The 1,295-nt window shown below is 58.5% G+C and carries 1 protein-coding gene and 1 pseudogene; both read left to right on the top strand.

Translation table 11 applies throughout. The features are described from left to right. On the top strand, positions 1-543 hold a 543-nt coding region (locus tag NCT03_RS33595; RefSeq protein WP_250495508.1), incomplete at its 5' end, for a hypothetical protein. A gap of 368 nt (positions 544-911) precedes the next feature. Further along, positions 912-1,295, top strand: a pseudogene (locus tag NCT03_RS33590) (hypothetical protein); the annotation flags it as partial.

Here is a 1,295-nt window from a genome sequence, read left to right as displayed (position 1 = left end):
GACTCAAAGGGTAAGGCCGTCTCGTCTGTCGCCTTCGACCGCAATGAAAACTCCGGCACGATCACGGCTGTGAACTATAACGCGGACGGCGGCCGTGACGTCACAAAGACGGACAGCGCCGGGACCACTGTCCGTTCCATCGGCGGCGAGGGTCGCAACTCGAACACGCAATCTCGTCCGATGACTTCGGCTGATCGTGCGAGTTTAAATCAGTGGATGTGGGGCGCAGGCATGACGCCTGGACGGGGCGCGAACGAGCAGGAGACGCAAGGTCAGACGCAAACGCAGACGCAAGCACAGACGCAGACGCAGACGCAAACGCAAACGCAGACGCAGACGCAGACGCAGACGCAGACGCAGACGCAGACGCAGACACAGACGCAAGCACAGACGCAGACGCAAGCACAACCGCAAGCGCAAGCACAACCGCAACCGCAAGCACAGCCGGAAAGTGGCTCGAATGCGGGAGCTTCCGTTGACCAGTCGACGGCCGCGTCTCTCAATGACGCAGCTGAAGACACTTCCTCGGGCGATGATGCCTGAGTTAGCCGAGCGTTAATGTGCCGCCACTTCACAGCGCTGTCCGCCGTGAGGTGGCGGCTCTCGAGCAGACAAGCCGTATCAAAAGAACCGTCCAGTTAGCGAAAGTGAGACGCGCATGCCGCGCTGTGCGCGATCAATTGGCCTGAGGCCAACGCGCAGACCATTCAAATAGTGACCACACATGACGCCGCTCCGTGCTCGGCGCGTGTCCATCGCTTTCTATACCCGGTCATTTCCCGCGACGATGCCGGCGATCCATATTGGAGTCACCGTGCGCCAGCGCGGTCATGCCACGAATTCACCGCCGCGAAGTAGGGCATTGCAACGCGGGGCGGCATGTCCTTGGTCAACGAAAAATGGAGGTCATCATGGATACGAACACACAACCCATCACCGGTAACGAATCGCTTTGGGGCGACTATCAGCCTTCGCAGAGTCAGCTCAAGATGATCAACGCGAGTCCGACTTTCATCTCTGATGTACATACAGCGAGTGATCGGATCGATAGCGGAGCCTATAAGCCCATTGCGATCAAAAGCGACTCAGAAGTGCATTACGACCCGGTCGATAAGCGCGTCGTTCTCACGCCTAACTTTCGCGATTGGGAAGACACTGAGCAGATGGGAACCTTGTCTCACGAACTGGGCCATTTCCTCGACGATCCTGCTGAGCGGGCATTCACGAAGGACTATGGGGTCAATCCGCGTGATCCGGACGCACACAATCAGGCGGCGACGCTCTACATAAGAGCC

Origin of the sequence: Caballeronia sp. GAWG1-1 (assembly GCF_023631465.1) — a bacterium.
Classification (GTDB): Bacteria; Pseudomonadota; Gammaproteobacteria; order Burkholderiales; family Burkholderiaceae; genus Caballeronia.
This window is presented reverse-complemented; position numbering and strand designations above follow the sequence as displayed.